The organism is Rahnella sp. 1L-D-7-B-C2 (assembly GCF_057290995.1).
The window spans coordinates 211,526-228,396 of sequence record NZ_JBXAVQ010000006.1 but is presented as its reverse complement, the minus strand read 5'-3'; the positions used below and the strand labels follow the sequence as shown (position 1 = coordinate 228,396).

Below are 16,871 nucleotides of genomic sequence, written 5' to 3'. Positions count from 1 at the left end.
GCGCGATTTACTACGCATCGGGCCGCGCCACCCCCTTTGACTAACGGGTAACTTCAACCTTCGCTAAGTTTTCATAATAGCGTGCAATGGCGCTGTGGTCAGATTGCCCGTGACCATCCGCTTTCAATGCCTGCATCATTTCCATGACCAGCGAGGTCAGAGGCAGTTGCGCACCCACGCCGTGAGAAGTGTCGAGTGCATTGGCTAAATCTTTAATGTGCAAATCAATACGGAATCCCGGTTTGAAGTTGCGATCCATCACCATCGGCGCTTTGGCTTCAAGCACGGTACTACCTGCCAGCCCGCCACGGATGGCCTGGAAAACAAGGTTAGGATCTACACCCGCTTTGGTTGCCAGCACCAGCGCTTCGGACATTACCGCAATGTTCAGCGCCACAATGACCTGATTCGCCAACTTGGTAACATTCCCCGCACCGATATCACCGGTATGCACTACGGAGCCGGCCATCGATTTCATGATTTCATAACATTTATCGAACACGGCTTTGTCGCCGCCGACCATTACTGACATCGTGCCGTCAATGGCTTTCGGTTCGCCGCCGGAGACGGGTGCGTCGAGCATGGCAATCTCTTTGGCTGCCAGCGCTTCACTGATTTCACGGCTAGCCAGCGGGGCGATAGAACTCATGTCGATAAAAATTGTGCCCGGACGCGCGCCTTCAATCAGACCATTTTCGCCCAGCGCCACTTCTTTGACCTGCGGTGAGTTAGGCAGCATGGTAATAATCACATCAGACTGCTCAGCGACCGCTTTCGGCGTGTCGGCGGCGGTTGCGCCCAGTGCGACAATTTCGCCCACGGTATCGGGATTGCGGTCCATAACCACCAGCTCATAGCCTGCTTTGAGCAGGTTTTTGCTCATAGGCTTGCCCATGATGCCTAAACCAATAAAGCCAATTTTCATTCGGATATCCTCAGAGTATTGATGTGATGAGATCACTTAGTGAAGCGATCACACAGCGCCTGCGTACCTGCGCGATAAATGCCTAAATCACTGCCGACCGCCACAAAGGTCGCGCCCCATTCCATATAGCGGCGTGCATCGGCTTCAACCGGTGCCAGAATGCCGCTGGATTTTCCGTGTGCTTTTGCACGGTCAAAGATGTGGCGGATTGCCGCCTGAACTTGCGGGTGTCCGGCGTTGCCAAGATGTCCCATGCCTGCGGCCAGATCGCTTGGGCCGACAAAAATACCGTCGATACCCTCGGTGGCGGCAATCGCATCAAGGTTATCGACGCCCTGCTGGCTCTCGATTTGCACCATCACCGTGATGTTGTCGTTGATGCTGGTGAAGTAATCCGGCACGGTGCCAAACATATTGCTGCGGTGCGAAACGGACACGCCGCGGATCCCTGCCGGCGGATAACGCGTGGAGGCTACGGCGCGCTCGGCCTGTTCCTGCGTTTCCACGAAGGGAATGAGAAAGTTGTAAAAACCAATATCCAGCAGACGTTTAATCACCACCGGTTCATTGAACGGCGGGCGTACAACCGGCGCGCTTTTGCTGCCTTTGAGCGCCATTAGCTGCGGCACAAAGGTGCTGATGTCATTCGGTGCGTGTTCGCCGTCAAGCAGCAGCCAGTCAAAACCTGCGACCCCCAGTACTTCCGTAGCAATCGGGTTGCACAAGGCGGCCCAACAGCCGATCAGCGTTTTGCCTTGCAATAAATCCTGACGAAACCGGTTTGGAATCATTTGATTACTCATAGATGACCTCGTTATAGGGCGGACGTGGAGTTTTCTTCAGCTCGCCATCGCAAATTAGCTTTTCTTAAGTTCGAGACGTTTGATCTCACCGACAACCAGCAGGTAACACAGCATCGCCATCAGCGCAGAGCAGCCGACGAAAATCAGTGCCATGTTGAAAGAATGCAGGCCTTTGACGATATAACCGATAACCAGCGGCGTTACGATAGAAGCCACGTTGCCAAAGACGTTGAAGATGCCGCCGCACAGTCCGATGACTTCTTTCGGCGCGGTGTCGGCAATGACCGGCCAGCCCAGCGCACCGAAACCTTTGCCGAAGAACGCCAGTGCCATCAGGGTCACAACCAGTGCGTTGTTGTCCGTGTAATTACATAAAATGATGCTGGTGGCTAAGAGCATGCCCAGGACAATCGGAATTTTACGCGCCACGGTCAGTGAGAAACCGCGTTTAAGCAGATAGTCGGAGAACACGCCGCCCAGCACGCCACCGGCAAAGCCGCACAGCGCGGGGATTGCTGCAATCATCCCGACTTTAAGAATAGACATCCCTTTTTCCTGGACCAGATAAATGGGGAACCAGGTCAGGAAGAACCACGTAATACTGTTAATGAAGTACTGACCGAAGAAGATCCCCAACATCATGCGGTTACTCAGCATCTGGCGCACGTAACTCCATTTCGGGCCACCTTGCGTGCCGTCGGTTTTCTTGTGGTCGATATCCACCACGGCACCACCGTCTTTCAGAAATTCCAGCTCGCTTTTAGAAATTCCCGGATGTTCCGGCGGATTATGGATGAACTTGATCCACACCAGCGTTAGCACAAAACCGAGCACACCCATCACGATGAAGACATGTTCCCAGCCCCAGGCGTAGGTCAGCCAGCCGAGCAGCGGGGAGAACAGCGCGAGCGAGAAATATTGTGCGGAGTTAAAAATCGCCGAGGCGGTACCGCGCTCTTTGGTCGGGAACCAGGCAGCCACGATGCGGGCGTTCGCCGGGAAGGAAGGTGCTTCAGAAAAACCGAGCATAAAGCGCAGGATAAACAGCGTCAGCGCGCCGTATGCCAGCGGGAACCAGCCAACAAAGCCCTGCAACAACGTGAACAGTGACCAGAAAAACAGGCTGTAGGAGTAAACTTTTTTGGAACCGAAACGGTCCAGCAGCCAGCCGCCGGGCAGTTGCATGATGAGATAAGCCCAGCCGAACGCGGCGAAGATTTGCCCCATATCAGCGGCATCCAGGCCCAGCTCACGCGCGACCTCAGTACCGGCAATGGAAAGCGTTGCACGATCGGCATAATTCACCGCCGTGATAAGAAAAATAATCAGCAAAATATAATAGCGAATATGTGTTCGCGTCTTACTTTGCGCCAGTACGCGGGACTGGGAATGAACGCTCATGGTGACCCTCATTTTACTAGTACGGAAAAATTCGCAGGGAAATTACAGTTATCGAAATAACTTTTTTTCGTATCACCTGCTGGCTTCCTTTATATGAGACAGGCATTTCATCGTAATTTATCCATGCCTGAAATTTACCTGTATTGCTTTCAACGCGACCTTCAGAGGGCAAACACAGTATAAAAAACGAGGGCGGAAATAACACTGTGCATTCGCCCAAGAATACACCGTAAGATAACGACTATTTTTTTGCATCCACACATCGTGATGGGAGGATAATCACAGTTCACACGGGTTCTGAAAGCCTGCAAAACAAAGGGTGATATCCGTCACATCTATTCTGTCACCTGCCACACAGAATGACGTTCCGCGAGCGAAAAGCTGGTCAGTTGCACAATGAGGTTCCCGGACAGCTGCTTTATAATGGGGGCATACCCTGTAATGCCGGAAAGACAAAACGTTAACATTTGTACGCGACAACTTCAGAGAATTAACCGAAGGATCTTTTTTCGGGATGTTTAATAAACGCGGAGACAGTTATGTCACGTAATAAAGATAAAGAGCATGCAACCGACGCACTTTTCATTAAAGTTCATGAAAGCGATAACGTTGCCATTATTGTGAACGATAACGGCTTAAAAGCCGGCACCCGATTTTCAAATGGTCTGGAATTAATTGAGCATATTCCGCAAGGCCATAAAGTGGCTTTAGAACCGATTGCCAAAGGCGGCGATATTATTCGTTATGGTGAAGTGATCGGTTATGCCGTGCGGGAAATTTCGCAAGGCAGCTGGATTGACGAATCGCTGGTCGAACTGCCCGTTGCACCGGAGCTCGCCAGCCTGCCGCTGGCGACACGTGTTCCCCCGGCCTTACCGCCTCTTGAAGGCTACACGTTTGAAGGCTATCGCAACGAAGATGGCAGTGTGGGCACCAAAAACCTGCTCGGTATTACCACCAGCGTGCATTGCGTAGCGGGTGTGGTTGATTACGTGGTGAAAATCATCGAACGTGATTTACTGCCGAAATTCCCCAACGTTGATGGCGTGGTCGCGCTGAACCATTTGTACGGCTGCGGCGTGGCTATCAACGCACCGGCAGCGGTCGTGCCAATCCGCACCATCCACAATCTGGCGCTCAACCCGAACTTTGGCGGTGAGGTGATGGTGGTCGGTTTGGGCTGCGAGAAACTACAGCCGGAACGTCTGCTGGAAGGCACACCAGACGTGCAGGCCATCTCGCTCGACGATACTCACATCGTCCGTTTACAGGATGAACAGCACGTCGGTTTTCAGTCGATGGTTGACGATATTCTCACCGTCGCACAGTTCCATCTCGAACGCCTGAACCGCCGTCAGCGTGAAACTTGTCCGGCGTCAGATCTGGTGGTCGGTATGCAGTGTGGCGGCAGCGATGCTTTCTCCGGCGTGACCGCCAACCCGGCGGTCGGCTTCGCCTCGGATCTGCTGGTCCGCTGCGGTGGCACGGTAATGTTCTCCGAAGTGACCGAAGTACGCGACGCGATCCACCTGCTCACTCCGCGTGCAGCGGATGTTAGCGTCGGTAAACGGCTGCTGGAAGAGATGGCCTGGTACGATAATTATCTGTCGCTCGGGCAAACCGATCGCAGCGCCAACCCGTCGCCGGGCAACAAGAAAGGTGGACTGGCGAACGTAGTAGAAAAAGCGCTTGGCTCGATTGCGAAATCTGGCACCAGTGCGATTTCAGAAGTGTTGTCACCGGGACAGCGTCCGACCAAAAAGGGGCTGATCTTCGCCGCGACGCCCGCCAGTGATTTTGTCTGCGGCACGCAGCAACTGGCTTCAGGTATTACCGTTCAGGTCTTTACCACCGGGCGCGGTACGCCTTATGGCCTGCTGGCCGTGCCGGTAATCAAAATGGCAACCCGCACTACGCTGGCCAATCGCTGGCATGACCTGATGGACATCAATGCCGGTACCATTGCCACGGGCGACGCGACGATCGAAGACGTCGGCTGGGAGCTGTTCCACTTCATTTTAGATATCGCCAGCGGCCGCAAGAAAACCTGGTCAGACACCTGGGGCATTCACAATGCACTGGCAGTGTTTAACCCGGCACCGGTGACCTGATTCACATACCCAACATGCAAAAAGGCCAGCAAACGCTGGCCTTTTCTTTAGGACTTCACCGCAGATAAACGCTTACTTCGCGGCGGCTGCGCCGGTCTGTTCTGCACCGACCAGCCCAACTTTCAGGTAACCGGCTTTACGCAGGTTATCCATTACGTTCATCAGCGTTTCGTAATCCACCGTCTTATCTGCACGGAAGAAAATCGTACTTTGTTTGTTGCCCTGAGTACGCTGATCAAGCATGGCCGTCAGGTTGTCGCTGTTGACCGGGCTGTCGCCGAGGTACAACTGCTTGTCGGATTTCACCGTCAGGAAGATTGGTTTTTCCGGACGCGGCTGTGCTTTAGCCGTCGAAGCCGGTAAATCTACCCGTACATCTACGGTGGCCAGCGGCGCGGCAACCATGAAGATGATCAGCAGCACCAGCATGACGTCAATAAAAGGCGTGACGTTGATGTCATGCATTTCACCGCTTTCGTCGATATCGTCGTTTAACCGAATAGCCATAATCTGTTCTTATCCTACGCGTAACTGACCTGTCTGACCGCGCGGCGCATCGCCTTCGCTGGCAGCCAGATCCAAATCGCGGCCCTGTAACAGGATAATCTGCGCCGCCACGTCACCTACCTGATGGCGGTAAGACGTAATGGTACGGGCGAAAATATTGTAGATAACCACAGCAGGAATTGCGGCCACCAGGCCCACAGCTGTCGCCAGCAGTGCTTCTGCGATACCCGGCGCAACAACGGCCAGGTTAGTGGTTTGGGTTTGTGCGATACCGATGAAGCTGTTCATGATGCCCCAGACAGTGCCGAACAGGCCAACGAACGGAGAAATCGCGCCGATGGTGGCGAGGATCCCGTTGCCACGGCCCATGTGACGACCGGCAGCGCCGACGCGGCGCTCAAGGCGGAAGCCGGTACGTTCTTTGATGCCGTTATTGTCGGTAGAACCGGCAGACAGCTCGAGTTCGTTCTGCGCATCGCGGATCATCTGCGCGCTGATGCTGCTGGCGGCGAAGCTTTCAGCCTGCTCAGCGGCTTCGTCCAGCGTACGCACGGAAGACAGTGCGTCAAACTCACGGCGCATACGACGTTTGGCGCTGAACACTTCCGAACCTTTGCTGAACAGCAAAGCCCAGGTGACCACGGACGCCAGCAGCAGGCCAATCATGACGGTTTTCACCACCACATCAGCGTGATGGTACATACCTAATACAGACAAATCGGTTGGAATGACGGGAGCTTCGGTCGACGCAGGTTGCATGACAGGTGCTGGCGTTGTGTCAGCCGCAGCAGGCGCAGGTTGCGTGTTCTCAGAAGTGACGGCGTTCGCCGCCGGCGTCGCAGGCGCTGCCGTTGCGTTGCCGCTTAAACCAGCGACCAACATTAACGACATCAATACAGAGGTCGTTTTTTTCATTTTATTGCGAGCCGTTTTCACGCGTCGCCTCCAGCCAGAATCAATGTATATGGGTTAAATAACGCCGAATTATATCAAATAAAAAGGCCTAATTGATAGTCGTTCTCATTATTATTTACATTGTCGCGTCTGACGTCGCCAGTGTCCTTGACGGATGACAAGGTTTTGACCCTTTGGTCAATAGATCGTCAGTTTAATCTGCGTCACACTTTTGCAAATAATCCCGCACTAAATCAATCATCTGCCTGTAATTACCAAAGACAAAACAACGTTTTAAATATTAAGTAACGGTATTTTACATTTGTTGCGAGTTTGTGATAACGCTCAAATACCCAACAGTTATAAATAAGGTAAGGTGATTATCACGGGCAAAGACCTTACACCGGCATGTCCAGTATCTCACTCATTTACAAGATGTTTTAAAAGATTCTCATGTAGAACCGGCTAATTTCTTTATGCAAGACCGGTTCAATTTCGCCCTACCTTTTCATTTCATTATCGACTACCCCTGGAGACAAACTGATGAAAATGCAAAAAGCACTTCTCAGCCTTTGCCTGAGTTCCGCCACCCTGTTATTTACCTCCGGCCTGTCGGCACAAACGCTGAAAGCCGCCGATGTGCATCCGCAGGGCTACCCAAACGTGGTTGCTGTCCAGCACATGGGCGAGAAGCTGAAAGAGCAAACCGACGGACGTCTTGAAATCAAAACCTTCCCCGGCGGCGTGCTGGGCGATGAAAAGCAGGAAATCGAGCAGGCTCAGCTCGGCGCGCTGGATATCATTCGTGTGTCAATGACGCCGGTTGCCTCGATACTGCCGGAAATTAACGTGTTCACCCTGCCCTATATTTTCCGTGATGAAGACCACATGCACAAAGTGCTTGATGGTCAGATTGGCAAAGAGATCGGAGACAAAATCACTAACAACCCGAATTCGCGTCTGGTGTTCCTCGGCTGGATGGACGGCGGTACGCGTAATCTGATCACCAAAGAGCCGGTAGTAAAACCAGAAGATCTTAAAGGAATGAAGATCCGCGTTCAGGGCAGCCCGATTGCACTGGCCACGTTGAAAGCTATGGGGGCGAATCCGGTGGCGATGGGCGTCAGTGAGGTGTTCAGCGGAATGCAAACCGGCGTGATCGACGGTACCGAAAATAATCCGCCGACGTTCGTCGCGCACAACTATCTGCCAGTAGTGAAGAATTATACTTACAGCCGCCACTTCATTATCCCTGAGCTGTTCCTGTACTCGAAAGTGAAGTGGGACAAGCTGAAACCTGAAGACCAGCAGTTGATCCTCAAACTGTCGAAAGAAGCGCAGGATGAGCAGCGCGAACTGTGGAAAGCCTATAACGAGAAAGCCCTCGCCACGATGAAAGCGGGTGGCGTGAAATTCTACGAAATCGATCCGGCGACTTATGTGCAAGCCACACAGTCCGTGCGCGATGAGTTCGGCAAAGACCATAAAGAGCTGATGCAGCAAATCGCTGACGTTCAGTAAACACTGTCTCTGCTCGGGCAGCGACCGCTGCCCTTTTCCGACACTCACCGGGGGAAGCCTAATGATTTCCGGATATCACACCCTGATGGACATCCTTTACCGCGCTGCAATGTGGCTCGCCGGGATTGCGCTATTGCTGATGGTGGCAGTGATCCCCATCGGGATCTTCGCACGTTACGTTATGAACAGCGCACTGTCGTGGCCTGAACCGGTCGCCATCATGTGCATGGTGACGTTCACCTTTATCGGCGCTGCCGTCAGCTACCGCGCTGGCTCTCACATCGTGGTGGCGATGGTCACCGACCGTCTGCCCCCTGCCCTGAAAAAGTTCTCAGCGCTGCTGTCTGACCTGATGATGCTGGCCATCAGTATTTTCATCTTCTGGTACAGCATGCATCTGTGCAGCGAGCTCTGGACACAACCGGTAGCGGAGTTCCCACTGCTCACCGCCGGTGAAACCTATCTGCCGCTGCCGATAGGATCCGCCCTGACAATTTTATTTATCATTGAGCAGATCATCGCCGGACCGCAGCATCAGCGCCCGGTAGTGATACTGGGCAATTCCGACGCCTGACCCGGAGACGTTTATGGACGCACTCATTTTATTATTAACGCTGGGGGTGATGCTGGCTATCGGCGTGCCGGTAGCGTACGCCGTCGGCCTCAGCGCGCTGGCCGGTGCCTGGTGGATCGACCTGCCGTTTGAGGCACTGATGATCCAGCTGACCAACGGCGTAAACAAGTTTTCACTTTTGGCGATCCCGTTCTTTATTCTGGCGGGCGCGATCATGGCCGAAGGTGGCATCGCCCGCAGGCTGGTGAGTTTTGCCTACATCTTTGTCGGGTTTATTCGCGGCGGACTGTCGCTGGTCAACATTGTTGCTTCGACGTTTTTCGGTGCGATCTCCGGCTCGTCGGTGGCAGATACCGCGTCGATCGGTTCGGTGATGATCCCGGAAATGGAGAAAAAAGGGTACCCACGCGATTTCGCCGCTGCGGTCACCGCCAGCGGTTCGGTGCAGGCGATCCTGACACCACCGAGCCATAACTCAGTGATTTACTCGCTGGCGACCGGAGGTACGGTCTCAATAGCCGCGTTGTTCATCGCCGGTATTCTGCCCGGTTTGTTGCTCAGCCTGACGCTGATGGTGATGTGCGTAGTGTTTGCCCATCAGCGCGGTTATCCGAAAGGCGAGCGCGTGCCGTTCCGCCAGGCGCTGAAGATTTTCATCGACACGCTGTGGGGGCTGATGACAGTGGTCATCATCATGGGCGGTATTCTTAGCGGGATTTTCACCGCGACCGAATCCGCCGCTATCGCCTGCCTGTGGTCATTCTTCGTCACCATGTTTATCTACCGCGATTACAAGTGGAACGAGCTGCCAAAATTGATGTACCGCACGGTCAAAACGGTCAGCATCGTCATGATCCTGATTGGCTTTGCCGCCAGCTTCGGCGCGGTGATGACCTATATGCAGTTGCCTATGCGGATCACCGAGTTCTTCACCTCGATCTCCGATAACAAATACGTGATCCTCATGTGTATCAACATCATGCTGTTGCTGATCGGCACGCTGATGGACATGGCGCCGATCATCCTGATCCTGACACCAGTGCTGCTGCCGGTGGTGCTATCGCTCGGCATCGATCCGGTACATTTTGGGATGATCATGCTGGTCAACCTGGGGATCGGGCTGATTACGCCGCCGGTCGGTTCGGTGCTGTTTGTTGCCAGCGCAGTTAGTAAGCAGAGCATCGAGAAAGTCGTCAAAGCCATGTTGCCGTTCTACTGCGTGCTGTTTGTAGTGCTGATGCTGGTGACCTATGTTCCTGAGATTTCGCTATTCCTGCCCAAATTGTTTGGTGTTTATACGGGTTAACTTTTCCTTTGTGCCTTGTTTCTCCTCTGCCCGTTCTGCGAACGGGCTTTTTTTTGTCTGAAATTTTTTCATTCACCGGGCAAAAGACAGATCCCTGAAATTCCTCATGTTAAGTTAAAGACATATCAGCCGACGCGTCAGCGCGCCGCTCTCCAAAATCAATCAGGGTGAAATACGGATTATGTCGTCTAAGAAAATTGAAACCGCGCTGGTCAGCGCCGGGCGGGACAAGAAATTCACGCAGGGTTCAGTGAATACGGTGATCCAGCGCGCGTCATCGCTGGTATTTGAAACGGTGGCTGAGAAAAAATACGCCACCGCCAATCGCGCCAACGGCGAGCTGTTTTACGGCCGCCGCGGCACCCTGACGCATTTCTCATTACAGGAAGCGATGGTCGAGCTGGAAGGTGGCGCGGGCTGCGCGCTCTATCCGTGTGGTGCGGCGGCGGTCAGCAATGCGGTGCTGTCGTTTGTCAGCGCCGGTGACCACATTCTGGTGGCCGGTTCTTCTTACGAGCCAACGCAGGATTTTTGTGAAAAAGTGCTGAAAAAACTGGGTGTTTCAACCACCTACTTCCCATCAGACATCGGCGCCGGGTTGGGAGCGCTGATGCAACCCAACACTAAAGTCGTGTTCCTCGAATCACCGGGCTCGATCACTATGGAAGTGCCGGATATTCCGGCGATGGTCAAAGCGGTACGTGCGGTGTCCCCGGACGTCGTCGTCATGATCGACAATACCTGGGCGGCGGGCATTCTGTTTAAGGCGCTGGAGTTTGATATCGATATTTCGATTCAGGCAGGCACCAAATATATCGTCGGGCATTCCGATGCAATGATCGGCACCGCTGTTTCCAACGCACGTTGCTGGGAGCAGCTGCGCGAGCATTCCTATCTGATGGGGCAAATGGTCGACGCCGATACGGCTTACGTCGCCAGTCGCGGTTTACGTACCATGGGCATTCGCCTGAAGCAGCATGCAGAAAGCAGTCTGCATATCGCGCAGTGGCTGGCGACGCGTCCGGAAGTCGCCGTGGTGAATCATCCGGCATTGCCGGGCAGCAAAGGCCATGAGTTCTGGAGGCGTGATTTTACCGGCAGCTGCGGCTTGTTCTCGTTCGTACTGAAACAGCGCCTGAGCAAACAACAGCTTTCAGACTATCTCGATCACTTCGAACATTTCAGCATGGCGTATTCCTGGGGCGGGTTTGAATCGCTGGTTCTGGCCAATCAGCCGGAAGAAATTCAGGCCATCCGCCCGGCAGAAACCGTCGATTTCACCGGTACGCTGGTGCGCCTGCATATCGGTCTTGAGCACTGTGATGATTTGATCGCCGATCTGACTGCGGCATTTGAACGGATTGCCACCGTCTGAGACACAGGGATTGCGACAGACTGCGCAGATCGTTAAGGTATCTGTCGGATTTTCATTCGTATAATGAGAATAATCTGTAAGCTCTACTCATAGCCCTGATGAATCAATCTCAGGGCATGAGATTTTTTGAAGTAGCCTCAGATCAACGTCTCAGAACGGGATCCACGGTACACTGTAAGCGATAACGATCTTTACGTACGGTACACGAACAGCAACAGGACAGAATATGGCAGTGATTTGCGACATTTTTCATGCACTCTGGCGGCATGATTTTACTATGCTCGCCGACCCCAATTTGCTTTGGGTTATTTACGCTGTCCTGTTCACCACGCTGTTCCTTGAAAACGGATTGCTTCCCGCCTCTTTCTTGCCCGGCGACAGCCTGCTGCTGCTGACCGGTGCGCTCATCGCCAAAGGTGTAATGAGCTTTTTCCCGACGCTGATTATTCTGGTGATCGCAGCCAGCCTAGGCTGCTGGCTGAGCTATATTCAGGGGCGATGGCTTGGTCATACACGCGTGGTGAAAGGCTGGCTGTTGCAGCTACCGGCGCATTATCATCAGCGAGCCCACCGGATGTTCACTGAGCACGGTTTGATGGCGCTGTTGGCGGGCCGTTTTTTGGCGTTTGTACGCACGCTGCTGCCGACCATGGCCGGGATCTCCGGTCTGAATAACGCGCGTTTCCAGTTCTTTAACTGGCTGAGCGCCATCCTGTGGGTAGGTGTGGTGATTACGCTGGGCTTTGCCATGAGCCACATTCCTCTGGTGAAACGTCATGAAGATCAGGTCATGGCCGGGCTGATGATTTTACCGGTGCTGCTATTGGTGATTGGCCTCGCAGGCGGTCTCGTGGTGCTGTGGAAAAACCGCAAAGCCCACGCCTGAGGCCACTCAGTTCTCTATTATCACCGGCTAGAATACTGCTTTAAATGATGCGTCGGCGACGGCCACTGCACCGAAATGGCCTTCCCTCAGGCGCGCAATTTCGTCGCTCGGGGTTACACCAAAGTAACGCTTAAACTCGCGGCTGAACTGCGACGCGCTTTCGTAACCCACCTGTAATGCCGCCGAACTGGCTTTTATTCCGTCATAAATCATCATCATGCGCGCTTTATGCAGACGATAGGTTTTCAGGTATTGCAACGGCGACGTGCTGGTCACGGCTTTGAAGTTGTGATGAAACGCCGAAACGCTCATGTTCACTTCACTCGCCAGAATTTCGACGCTGAGATTATCGGCATACTGAGCTTCAATGCGGCGCAAGGATTTGGTGATCTGGCTGAAGTGCGTATGGCGGTTCACCAGAGCCTGCAATGCCCCGCCATTTTCGCTGGTCAGAATAAAGAACAAAATCTCGCGGATGATTTTCGGCCCAAGTACACGGGCGTGCAGCGGTTTATCCATCACATCCAGCAGACGTTCGGTCGCACACAGGATGTCATCATCTAAAACACCGGAATTAATCCCTGTGGAAGACTCGCGCTGATGCGCCATCGCCTCATCGCCTATATCCATCAGCAAATCCTGCAACATCAGGTTATCAATACTGATCTGAATACCGGCCATCGGCTGTTCCGGACTGCCGAAGGTTTCGCATTCGAAAGGCAGCGGCACCGTCAGCATCAGATAATTATGCGGATCGTAGGAGAAGGTTTTTTTGCCGAGATAGCCGACTTTGCTTCCCTGAAACAGGATCACCACGCCGGGGTTATAGAGCACCGGCTGGCGCGCATGGTACTGCGTGGTGTACATCAGCGTGACTTGAGGCACCGCCGATTTACTGAGTATTTTGTCACCGCTCAGCTGCGCGACACGTGCCGACATACGGGCACATAAGCTGTCCACGTTTTCCATATTATCTTCATCCCGTTTCCGATAAACCGGCATTAATAGTGCCATATCCGCCATCGTTTCTACAGAGACAAGCAGAAACAGGCAAGGCTTAAGCAGGATTGAGCATCTCCCGGGCGGCAGTTTGGACGTACAGTAAAAACCGTCATTTGATCGGCTAGTTGAAAATAAAATCAGTAGCTTGCTCAGCAAGATGCCGTTTCGTTAACTAGACTTAGTCTCAGGCTAAAGCCCCATTTCTGTCTGTGCCTGCGTATTTCAGCGGGCACGATGTCAATTAAGGTCCGCCCATTAGGAGAAACTCATGGCAACTCAACCCATCATAAAACTTCACGATGGCAACCTGATGCCTCAGTTAGGACTTGGCGTATGGAAAGCCAGTAATCAGGATGCTACCGCGGCGGTAAAAACCGCCATCGAAACCGGTTATCGTCATATCGATACCGCCGCCATTTACAAGAATGAGGAAGGCGTTGGCGAAGCGATTGCCGCTAACCTCGTTCCTCGTGAAGAGTTGTTCATCACCACCAAACTGTGGAATGACGATCAGCTGAATGCACCGCAAGCGCTGGAAACCAGCCTTAAAAAACTGCAAACCGATTATGTCGATCTGTACCTGATCCACTGGCCGCAACCGCAACAGGGCAATTATGTTGAAGCATGGAAAGCCCTGCTGAAGCTGAAAGAAGAGGGTCTGGCGAAAAGCGTCGGCGTGTGTAACTTCCCGCTCGCCCATTTACAGAAACTGAAAGATGAAACCGGGATTTTCCCGGTGGTGAACCAGATTGAGCTGCACCCGCTGATGCAACAGCGTCAGCTGCATTCCTGGAATGCCACGCACAATATCGCCACCGAATCCTGGAGCCCTCTGGCACAAGGTGGCGAAGGCGTTTTCGATCAGCCGCTGATTCAGAAACTGGCGGATAAATACGATAAAACACCGGCGCAGATCGTGATCCGCTGGCATCTGGATAACGGGCTGATCGTTATCCCGAAATCTGTCACACCAAAACGCATCCGCGAAAACTTCGACGTGTTTGATTTTAAACTGGAAAAGGAAGAGCTGGCGGAAGTGACCAAACTGGATAAAGAGCACCGTCTGGGGCCAGATCCTGAAAAAGGGCTGTAATCCTGCTGTGTTCTGAAAACTAAAAAACCCGCCTAGGCGGGTTTTGTTTTTTGGCTATCACAATCGTTACATCGACGGCTGAACCAGCATATTGCCCGCTGAACCGCGATCCGCCAGTTCCAGCGCGCCGCTGCGATACACAAACGGGAAATGCTCGTACGACGGCTGGTTGAAATACACCAGTAGCTCCACTTCGCCATCGACCCAGACCGTATCTTTGAATCCGGCGTCTTCCACCAGCGGCGCGGCACCGTTGACACTTTTCACCAGGAAAGACACGCCCTCCGCATGGAACGACTGCGGCATGTCCGCGTGTATTGTCCAGCGCTCCCACGTCCCCTGCTGAGCCGTGAGGTCAATACGGTTGATGTCCCACATCGCACCGTTCACGCCCGGCTGACTGTCACCGAGGCGCAGGTCACGGGTGCGGATCACGTTGCCGGAAAGAATTTGGTCAGCCAGTAAACGCATCGGCAGATTGTCCGTTACCAGCGGCAGCAGGCCGGTCGGTTTGAGCGTCAGCACCAGCGTGGATACCAGAATGCTCGATGGCTCAAACAGCCCGCGCAGACGCTCCATCACGCCCGCTGCTTCACCGGCGGTAATCGATACTTCTTCACCCTGGGACATATCCACCAGCACTTCGCGGCGCTCGCCGGGGGCAAGGGATAAGCGCTGCACGGTCATCGGTGCAGGCAGGAAGCCGAGATCGGAAGCCACTACGTGGAACGGGCGACCGTCGCTCATGCTCAGCTCATAACGACGCGCATTGGACGCATTCAGTAAACGCAAACGTACCCAGCCGCGTGAGACTTCGACGAACGGGCTTTGCACCCCATTCACCAACATGGTGTCGCCGAAGAAGCCGCCCGACGCGGGTGTGTCGTATTGCGGCACACCAAAACCGTCCAGACGTTTGTCCTGAATGATCAGCGGGAAATCATCGACGCCGTAATGATTCGGCAACGGCAGATTTTTGCTGATTTCATCCTCGACAATCCACATTCCTGCCAGCCCGTTATAGACGTGAGGTCCCATGCGGTTTGGCGTATTGGCGTGATACCAGCACGTCGCCGCTGGCTGGCGGATAGGCAATACCGGCGACCAGTCAACGCCCGGTGACATCATGCGTGCGCCACCGCCGGTCAGTGTGCCCGGTTCCAGCAGACCGCTGATGGTCATCGACACCGGTTCTGTCAGACGGTTGCTGTAAATCAGCTTCACGTCATCCCCACTGTGCACTTTCACCGTCGGTCCGAGATACATGCCGTTGATGCCCCAGACAGGCGCTTTGGCACCGCCGAGGAACGACCAGTGGGCGGATTGCAACGTGAGGAACAGGGGTTGCCCGCGACGCGATTCTAGCAGCGGCGGAACAGGCAAGGCCGGTTGCGAACCACTCGCTTCTGCTTTCAATGGCAGAGCACCTGCGGCAAGAGCTACGCCGGAGGCTTGCAGGAACGAGCGACGACTGAGTGACATATCTTCTCCATGAAAACAAAAGTAGGCCCCGTCGCCATCAATGGCAGCGGGTTTTAATGGGGTATGTAATGATTTTTATTTTTTTTCTGCAGCTTCGCGCAGCGCCACTTCGGCATCCAGCTCGGCAATTTTATCCGCCATCAGCTTGTGACAGTGTTCAGATAATTCGCGCAAACGATCTTTCGTGTAGCCGGTTGTATCAACAGGCGGCAGCATCTCAACAATGACGTGGCCGTTGGACCAGCGGTTGAGTTTCACTTTGCCATTGGTGTTTGAGACGCAAATTGGCACGATAGGCACCCCGGCTGAAATCGCTGCGTGGAAAGCGCCCGTTTTAAACGGCATCAGGCCACGACCGCGGCTGCGCGTTCCTTCAGGGAACATCCAGATCGACAGGTTCTTTTTCTTAATCTGGCTCACAACCTGCGAAATCGTCCCGTGGGCTTTCGCGCGGTTGTTACGGTCAATCAGCAAGTTGCCGGTAAGCCAGTAAAGCTGACCAAAAAAAGGGATCCAGACCAGGCTTTTTTTACCGACGGTGACGGTACCGGGCATGACAACCGACGAGGCGGTCACCATATCGTAATTGTTTTGATGGTTGGCGATGTAAATGCATTTACCGTTGTTCGGCGCCTCAGCGGGAATACGCTTTTCAACGGTCAGGCCAAACACCGGGGCCAGATTTCCAAATAACTTTCCGAATGTCGCCACATGTTTCGGATTACGCGGGCTGAACAGACAATAGATACAGCCAAAAAAACTTACCAGAATCGAGTAAATCACCACGATTATCAGTCGTAAAATAAATAACATAACATCCTCATAAAACTACAGCCGAAGCCGGTAAGAAACCTGTGCAGTTGTGATCCCTGTGCGCCGAACTATTCTCAAGCCTGATTCGACGCTATACAACGGTTTTGTTTATACAAATGTAAAATCTTTGCACTGCACAACAGTCTCAAACAACAGGTGAACGCCAGAACGTAGACAG

At 53.5% G+C, this 16,871-nt stretch carries 15 protein-coding genes; 7 read left to right on the top strand and 8 right to left on the bottom strand.

Features of this window, described 5'->3' with window-relative positions; genetic code table 11:
- Window positions 1-40 precede the first annotated feature (40 nt).
- The 3 genes from garR to AC0Z7K_RS12805 are packed head-to-tail and all read right to left on the bottom strand — an operon-like array spanning window position 41 to window position 3,129.
- Window positions 41-931: a 2-hydroxy-3-oxopropionate reductase gene (garR, locus tag AC0Z7K_RS12815; protein ID WP_485614783.1), complete on the bottom strand. Its 891-nt coding sequence runs from the start codon at window positions 929-931 to the stop codon at window positions 41-43.
- A 26-nt stretch (window positions 932-957) separates the two neighbouring features.
- The gene (gene garL / locus AC0Z7K_RS12810; protein ID WP_413530383.1) at window positions 958-1,728 is read right to left on the bottom strand and encodes a 2-dehydro-3-deoxyglucarate aldolase; all 771 of its coding nucleotides are present in this window, start codon (window positions 1,726-1,728) and stop codon (window positions 958-960) included.
- Window positions 1,729-1,782: 54 nt separating this feature from the next.
- A complete protein-coding gene (locus AC0Z7K_RS12805; protein WP_112164676.1) occupies window positions 1,783-3,129 on the bottom strand; it encodes an MFS transporter in 1,347 nt (448 codons plus the stop codon).
- 539 nt (window positions 3,130-3,668) lie between these two features.
- On the opposite strand from AC0Z7K_RS12805, the gene garD reads away from it, so the two are divergent.
- Window positions 3,669-5,240: a galactarate dehydratase gene (gene garD / locus AC0Z7K_RS12800; protein WP_413530381.1), complete on the top strand. Its 1,572-nt coding sequence runs from the start codon at window positions 3,669-3,671 to the stop codon at window positions 5,238-5,240.
- A gap of 72 nt (window positions 5,241-5,312) precedes the next feature.
- Here garD and exbD read toward each other — a convergent pair whose 3' ends face one another.
- Together exbD and exbB are read right to left on the bottom strand one after the other, a co-directional pair.
- Window positions 5,313-5,747: a TonB system transport protein ExbD gene (exbD, locus tag AC0Z7K_RS12795; RefSeq protein WP_413530380.1), complete on the bottom strand. Its 435-nt coding sequence runs from the start codon at window positions 5,745-5,747 to the stop codon at window positions 5,313-5,315.
- Between the two features lie 9 nt (window positions 5,748-5,756).
- A complete protein-coding gene (gene exbB / locus AC0Z7K_RS12790) occupies window positions 5,757-6,662 on the bottom strand; it encodes a tol-pal system-associated acyl-CoA thioesterase (RefSeq protein ID WP_413530379.1) in 906 nt (301 codons plus the stop codon).
- A gap of 522 nt (window positions 6,663-7,184) precedes the next feature.
- On the opposite strand from exbB, the gene AC0Z7K_RS12785 reads away from it, so the two are divergent.
- The 5 genes from AC0Z7K_RS12785 to AC0Z7K_RS12765 all read left to right on the top strand — a co-directional run bounded on the left by AC0Z7K_RS12785 (window position 7,185) and on the right by AC0Z7K_RS12765 (window position 12,303).
- A complete protein-coding gene (locus tag AC0Z7K_RS12785) occupies window positions 7,185-8,162 on the top strand; it encodes a TRAP transporter substrate-binding protein (RefSeq protein ID WP_413530378.1) in 978 nt (325 codons plus the stop codon).
- A gap of 61 nt (window positions 8,163-8,223) precedes the next feature.
- On the top strand, window positions 8,224-8,736 hold the full coding sequence (locus AC0Z7K_RS12780) for a TRAP transporter small permease (RefSeq protein ID WP_413530377.1): 513 nt from the start codon (window positions 8,224-8,226) through the stop codon (window positions 8,734-8,736).
- Between the two features lie 13 nt (window positions 8,737-8,749).
- Complete coding sequence (locus AC0Z7K_RS12775) at window positions 8,750-10,042, top strand: TRAP transporter large permease (protein WP_485614703.1); 1,293 nt, start codon at window positions 8,750-8,752, stop codon at window positions 10,040-10,042.
- 181 nt (window positions 10,043-10,223) lie between these two features.
- On the top strand, window positions 10,224-11,417 hold the full coding sequence (gene metC / locus AC0Z7K_RS12770) for a cystathionine beta-lyase (RefSeq protein ID WP_485614701.1): 1,194 nt from the start codon (window positions 10,224-10,226) through the stop codon (window positions 11,415-11,417).
- A 226-nt stretch (window positions 11,418-11,643) separates the two neighbouring features.
- On the top strand, window positions 11,644-12,303 hold the full coding sequence (locus tag AC0Z7K_RS12765; RefSeq protein ID WP_413530374.1) for a DedA family protein: 660 nt from the start codon (window positions 11,644-11,646) through the stop codon (window positions 12,301-12,303).
- Window positions 12,304-12,330: 27 nt separating this feature from the next.
- On the opposite strand, the gene AC0Z7K_RS12760 is transcribed toward AC0Z7K_RS12765, so the two are convergent.
- Window positions 12,331-13,272, bottom strand: a complete 942-nt coding sequence (locus AC0Z7K_RS12760) for an AraC family transcriptional regulator (protein WP_413530417.1) — start codon at window positions 13,270-13,272, stop codon at window positions 12,331-12,333.
- A gap of 301 nt (window positions 13,273-13,573) precedes the next feature.
- Here AC0Z7K_RS12760 and dkgA point away from each other — a divergent pair, with 301 nt between their 5' ends.
- Window positions 13,574-14,398 carry a 2,5-didehydrogluconate reductase DkgA gene (gene dkgA, locus AC0Z7K_RS12755; protein WP_413530373.1) on the top strand — a complete coding sequence of 275 codons (825 nt, stop codon included), beginning with the start codon at window positions 13,574-13,576 and terminating at the stop codon, window positions 14,396-14,398.
- 66 nt (window positions 14,399-14,464) lie between these two features.
- On the opposite strand, the gene ftsP is transcribed toward dkgA, so the two are convergent.
- Together ftsP and AC0Z7K_RS12745 are read right to left on the bottom strand one after the other, a co-directional pair.
- On the bottom strand, window positions 14,465-15,880 hold the full coding sequence (gene ftsP, locus AC0Z7K_RS12750; protein ID WP_413530372.1) for a cell division protein FtsP: 1,416 nt from the start codon (window positions 15,878-15,880) through the stop codon (window positions 14,465-14,467).
- 75 nt (window positions 15,881-15,955) lie between these two features.
- On the bottom strand, window positions 15,956-16,693 hold the full coding sequence (locus AC0Z7K_RS12745; RefSeq protein ID WP_413530371.1) for a 1-acylglycerol-3-phosphate O-acyltransferase: 738 nt from the start codon (window positions 16,691-16,693) through the stop codon (window positions 15,956-15,958).
- Between the last annotated feature and the right edge of the window lie 178 nt (window positions 16,694-16,871).

Coding starts and splice junctions, on each gene's coding strand:
- garL (WP_413530383.1), bottom strand. CDS start 1,728: ATGAGTAATCAAATGATTCCAAACCGGTTTCGTCAGGATTTATTGCAA.
- AC0Z7K_RS12805 (WP_112164676.1), bottom strand. CDS start 3,129: ATGAGCGTTCATTCCCAGTCCCGCGTACTGGCGCAAAGTAAGACGCGA.
- garD (WP_413530381.1), top strand. CDS start 3,669: ATGTCACGTAATAAAGATAAAGAGCATGCAACCGACGCACTTTTCATT.
- exbD (WP_413530380.1), bottom strand. CDS start 5,747: ATGGCTATTCGGTTAAACGACGATATCGACGAAAGCGGTGAAATGCAT.
- exbB (WP_413530379.1), bottom strand. CDS start 6,662: ATGAAAAAAACGACCTCTGTATTGATGTCGTTAATGTTGGTCGCTGGT.
- AC0Z7K_RS12785 (WP_413530378.1), top strand. CDS start 7,185: ATGAAAATGCAAAAAGCACTTCTCAGCCTTTGCCTGAGTTCCGCCACC.
- AC0Z7K_RS12780 (WP_413530377.1), top strand. CDS start 8,224: ATGATTTCCGGATATCACACCCTGATGGACATCCTTTACCGCGCTGCA.
- AC0Z7K_RS12775 (WP_485614703.1), top strand. CDS start 8,750: ATGGACGCACTCATTTTATTATTAACGCTGGGGGTGATGCTGGCTATC.
- metC (WP_485614701.1), top strand. CDS start 10,224: ATGTCGTCTAAGAAAATTGAAACCGCGCTGGTCAGCGCCGGGCGGGAC.
- AC0Z7K_RS12765 (WP_413530374.1), top strand. CDS start 11,644: ATGGCAGTGATTTGCGACATTTTTCATGCACTCTGGCGGCATGATTTT.
- AC0Z7K_RS12760 (WP_413530417.1), bottom strand. CDS start 13,272: ATGGAAAACGTGGACAGCTTATGTGCCCGTATGTCGGCACGTGTCGCG.
- dkgA (WP_413530373.1), top strand. CDS start 13,574: ATGGCAACTCAACCCATCATAAAACTTCACGATGGCAACCTGATGCCT.
- ftsP (WP_413530372.1), bottom strand. CDS start 15,880: ATGTCACTCAGTCGTCGCTCGTTCCTGCAAGCCTCCGGCGTAGCTCTT.
- AC0Z7K_RS12745 (WP_413530371.1), bottom strand. CDS start 16,693: ATGTTATTTATTTTACGACTGATAATCGTGGTGATTTACTCGATTCTG.